A 4,438-nucleotide genomic window follows, 5' to 3' on the forward strand; every position below is an offset into this window, starting at 1 on the left:
GGCCCGACAGCATCGCCTTCTGCGGGCGTCTCCGCGCGGCCCTCGCAGTCCGGCTTGTGGGGGGGCTGAGCCATGATCACCCAGTTCGTCAACGACCACTTCGACCGCGAGTACCGCACCCAGGCCGTCGCACCTGTGGCGAGCCAGACGGTCGCCACCTACCTCAACACCCGCCTGAAGCAGATCGGCGTGTCTCACGTGTTCTGCATCCCCGGCGATTACCTCGCCGAGTGGGCCGCCACCCTCGACGACCCGGCCCAGAACGCAGGCCTCGTGCGCATCCACCCGAACAACGAGATGTGCGCGACCTACGCGGCCGATGGCTATGGCCGGGTTGCCAACGGCGTCATCGGGTGCGTGGCGTTCACCTATGGTGCTGGTGGCATCAATGCCGCCCAGGCGGTAGCCGGTGCCTACGCCGAATACTCGCCGCTCGTCGTGATCAACGGCAGCCCCTCGGTGGCCCAGTTCAACTCCCAGCGCGACCAGGGGGTGCTGTACCACCACATGCTCAACGGTTCGCACACCGATCAGCGCATCTTCGCCGAGATCACCGAGATCGCCGTGCGGATCGACAATCCGGCGACCGCCCCGGCGCTCATCGACGCTGCGCTGCAGACCTGCCTGACAACCAGCCGGCCGGTGTACATCGAACTGGCCAGTCAGACCGCGCACATGGCGTGCGCGCCCGTGCCGCAGCGGCGGCTCAGCGCGAGCCGGATCCCGTCCTCGCCCGCGTCCGTCGCCGAAGCCTGTGCGGCCGTGATGGCGCATCTGAAGGCGGCCGAGCGGGTCGTCATCATCGGTGGCGCCGAGATCGCCCGGTTCGGCTTGCAGAAACCGTTCGCCGAACTCCTGCGGCGCATCGACGCGCCGTACGCGACAAGCCCGCTCGGCAAGAGCGTGCTGTCCGAACTGCGCACCGATGTCCGCTTCGCCGGCGTGTACTTCGGGCGCAGCTCATCACCGGCGCTGCAGCAGTTGCTCGAAGCGGCGGATTGCGTGCTCGCGCTCGGTGTGCAGGACACCGACTTCAACTACCTCGGCGTGGTCACCCCCGACTACAACCCGGCAGCGAAGACGACCTTGCCCGGGCCGGACCGTATCCAGGCGCGCAATGGTGCCGTGCTGGTCGGACGATCCAGCGCGTACTGGGGCGACGTCGGACTGGCCGATCTCATCGCTGCGCTGCTCGACGCACTGGCGGCAGCGGACGGCACGCTGGCCCACGCGCCGTTCCCTGGGATCGAGGGACCGCCCTCGGACATCCCACCGACGAGCCAGTACCCGGCTGGCGATCCGATCACCTTCGACAGCTTCAAGTCGTACCTGCATCACGAGTTCCTCAAGGGGCACGACGCGGATCACTGTCCGCAGATCATCGCCGACTCGGGGTTCTCGTTCCTGTCCAACATCGACCTCCAGTGCGGAGAAGGCGGCTACATCGCCCAACTGGCGTGGGCGGCGATCGGCTACGGCGTCGGCGCCACACCGGGCGTGGTGCTGGCCAACGAGGTGGCCGGCCGGACACGGCGGACGGTGACGATCACCGGTGACGGGGCGTTCGCCGAGACGCTCAATGCGCTCGGCACCATCGCCCAGCTCGGGCAGGATGTCCTGATCTTCGTGATGGACAACCGGGTGTTTGCCGTCGAACAGTGGCTGATCAACGCCGACGCGTTCTGCGACACTGCCGACGCACCACCGTTCGTGCCACTCACGGCCGTCCCGCAAGGCGCCATCTGGGACTACGTCAAGCTGGCCGAGGGTTTTGGAGGACGCGGGTTCGCGGTGGCCAGCAACGCCCAGTTGTCAAGCGTGCTCGGGGAGCTGAAGACCCCCTGCATCAACACGATGACCGGCAAGCCGACGTTCACACTCATCGCCGTCCGGTTGCCGGCGAAGTGCCTGCCGGGCAACGCTGCCTGGAAGATGAAGTGCGGCTGACCCCTGCGTTCCCAGGCAACGCATCACCTGCTTGGGTTGTCTGACCTGCCCCCGACGGAGAGGTACCGCCATGCACGATGCATCACCGATCGAACGGCTCCCGAGTTCACTCGGCTACCCGTTTTCAACCGCCGTGCGCGTCGGCGACATCTGGGAGCTGTCCGGTCAGATCGGGCTGCTCCCTGGATCCAACACACTCGCACCCGGTGGTGTCGGCGCCGAGACCGGGCAGGCGCTCGCCAACATCAAGGCCGTTCTCGAACAGGTCGGGAGCACGATGAGCGACGTCATCAAGGTCGGCGTGTTCCTGGCCGACATCGCCGACTTCGCGGAGATGAACAGCGTGTACGCCACTTACTTCGCGCCCGACGACTACCCCGCCCGGTCGGCCGTCGCGGTGAGCGGACTCGCGCTCGGTGCCCGCGTCGAGATCGAGTGTTCCGCATTGGCAACAAGCAGCGTCGGCAACTCCGGTAGAACCGTCAGGCGTTGAGGGGGCCGACGCGCCAACTGCTGCCTGGATAAATCGCAAGGGGTTTCACCATGCCGATTCCCGCCACGCCTCAACCGCCGTATGCCATGTACAGCGACGACGTGCTCAGCGCACCCGCCAACTACGGCGTACTCCAGCAACTGGAGGGCCGTTGGGTCAACCACAACCCTGAGCGCAACAGCACGGGTTGGGGTTTGCACACCACCTGTTTGCCATCGCCAGGCACCAACTCGGAAACCATCTTCGGCATCTTCCATTTCATGTGCGAGGACTACACCGAAGAACTCACCTTCACGCTGGTCGACCGTGGCGTGCGCAACCGAGGTGGCACCAACGAGCAGTTCATCGGTGCGGTCAAGTACAACCAGAGCATCCAGCGCGTCAGCGATGGCGTTGGCATTCACGAAGAGGACGGCATGTACCTCTGGCTGAACCAGATGTACAACCACCCGGCCGACGAACAATCGGTGCTGGCAGACAACGGTTACCCCGGCATCGCCGTCGGTGCTGGCTCGAACGGCCCGAACTTCGTTCCGCCCTCTTCGATCGCTCGCAGCGGCTCGATCCCGCATGGCAGCTCGATCCTGCTGATGGGTGACTTCCAGGAAGTGAGTCCTGGCAGGCCCGAGTTCCCCTTTGGACCAGCGGCTTGGCAGCCACCGTTCCTGTCGATCTCGCCCAGCATGGGTTCAGCAGGGGCAACGCCCGAGAACCCCATCAACCTGGATGCACCCGCGCCCGACTGGGTGCACGACAAGTCAATGCCCGTGACCGACCCGGACGGCAACCGCACCTACACCCAGCGCATCTTGGCCGATGCCCATTATCCGTATTCGGTCCGGCCGGATCTGCGCCTGCGCGACGCGATCAAAGACCAGACCATCAAGTGCTACACCGTCATCGATTTGTCCACCAAGCAGGATGGCGGACCTCAAGGCGGCGTCATGAACACGCCATTCGTGAACCGCTTCGCCCGTGTCACGGAGGTGAATGCAAGGCTTTGGATCGAGACGGTGGTCGAAGATGGGCAGGAGATCCTGCAGCTGCAGTACCGACAGATCATGTTCTTCGAGTTCATGTTCGGCACCGATGGCAAGACCACACGTTGGCCTCACATCCAGATCAACACCTTGCGCAAAAGAGGCTGAGGGGCATCCAACTTGGCGCTCGGTGCTGACATCATTGCAAACTGCTACAGCTACACCGATCGGCGAGACCATGAGCCATGCTTCATGGGTCCAGACGCGTGTGAACGACCGTGTCGGTCACGAAGCGATCTGAATTCTCAAGCGGAGGACGAGCGGTACTTCAGGCGCCACCACTTCCCGCCGTTCGGCTGCAGTTCCAGGTAGAGCCCGCCACCGTCGGACGGCTTGCGCGCCTTGTCGCTGGGTTTCGCCTTGCGGATCGCAGCGTCTGACAGGGTGTTGGTGATGGCCATCTGGAACAGCTCGGGGGCAGGTTCAAGTGGGGCTCCTTGGGGTTCCTTGGGCAACAAAAAAGCCCTAGGGAAGGTCTGCATAAATCGCCGAAGGCTGTGCTTGCCTGAGGGGTGATGGCCTGAGAGGATGGAGCCCATGAAACAGCAGAGCTTGGGCCTGGGTCAGTCGAGCAAGCGCACCCGCCGGCGGGAATTCCTCAGCGAGATGGAACGGGTAGTGCCGTGGTCTGCGTTGGTGGCGCTGGTCGCGCCGTACATGCCCGAAGGCCGTCGCGGTCGCCCGCCGTTTGCAGTGGAGGCGATGCTGCGCATCCACTTCATGCAGCAGTGGTTCAAGCTGTCGGACCCGGCGATGGAGGATGCGCTGCACGACGTGCCGCTGTTTCGCGAGTTCGCTGGACTCGCAGGCTGGGACGATCGGCTGCCCGACGAATCGACCATCCTTCGATTCCGCCACGTGCTGGACAAGCACAAGCTGGCCGGGCAGATCCTGCAGACGGTCAACGATCTGCTCACGGCCAAGGGCCTGCTGCTCAGGCAGGGCACGGTGGTCGATG

The 4,438-nt window shown here is 64.6% G+C and carries 5 protein-coding genes; 4 read left to right on the forward strand and 1 reads right to left on the reverse strand.

Annotated elements, in window-relative coordinates; genetic code table 11:
- The first annotated feature begins 72 nt into the window (after nt 1-72).
- From AB3X43_RS00345 to AB3X43_RS00355, 3 genes are all read left to right on the forward strand, one after another.
- Complete coding sequence (locus AB3X43_RS00345; RefSeq protein WP_369427914.1) at nt 73-1,947, forward strand: thiamine pyrophosphate-binding protein; 1,875 nt, start codon at nt 73-75, stop codon at nt 1,945-1,947.
- 70 nt (nt 1,948-2,017) lie between these two features.
- Entirely contained in the window at nt 2,018-2,440 is a 423-nt protein-coding gene (locus AB3X43_RS00350; RefSeq protein WP_369427915.1) for a RidA family protein, read from the forward strand.
- A gap of 50 nt (nt 2,441-2,490) precedes the next feature.
- On the forward strand, nt 2,491-3,588 hold the full coding sequence (locus AB3X43_RS00355; protein WP_369427916.1) for a peroxidase, FMP-type: 1,098 nt from the start codon (nt 2,491-2,493) through the stop codon (nt 3,586-3,588).
- A gap of 137 nt (nt 3,589-3,725) precedes the next feature.
- On the opposite strand, the gene AB3X43_RS00360 is transcribed toward AB3X43_RS00355, so the two are convergent.
- Complete coding sequence (locus AB3X43_RS00360) at nt 3,726-3,881, reverse strand: Arm DNA-binding domain-containing protein (protein WP_473965036.1); 156 nt, start codon at nt 3,879-3,881, stop codon at nt 3,726-3,728.
- A 136-nt stretch (nt 3,882-4,017) separates the two neighbouring features.
- Here AB3X43_RS00360 and AB3X43_RS00365 point away from each other — a divergent pair.
- Nucleotides 4,018-4,438, forward strand: a 421-nt coding sequence (locus tag AB3X43_RS00365) for a transposase (RefSeq protein ID WP_369427917.1), incomplete at its 3' end; no start/stop codon positions are given.

Origin of the sequence: Sphaerotilus sp., from assembly GCF_041083715.1 — a bacterium.
Lineage (GTDB): Bacteria > Pseudomonadota > Gammaproteobacteria > Burkholderiales > Burkholderiaceae_C > Sphaerotilus.

Excerpts from the sequence above, each read along its gene's own strand:
- AB3X43_RS00345 (WP_369427914.1), top strand. The coding sequence starts at position 73 with ATGATCACCCAGTTCGTCAACGACCACTTCGACCGCGAGTACCGCACC.
- AB3X43_RS00350 (WP_369427915.1), top strand. The coding sequence starts at position 2,018 with ATGCACGATGCATCACCGATCGAACGGCTCCCGAGTTCACTCGGCTAC.
- AB3X43_RS00355 (WP_369427916.1), top strand. The coding sequence starts at position 2,491 with ATGCCGATTCCCGCCACGCCTCAACCGCCGTATGCCATGTACAGCGAC.
- AB3X43_RS00360 (WP_473965036.1), bottom strand. The coding sequence starts at position 3,881 with ATGGCCATCACCAACACCCTGTCAGACGCTGCGATCCGCAAGGCGAAA.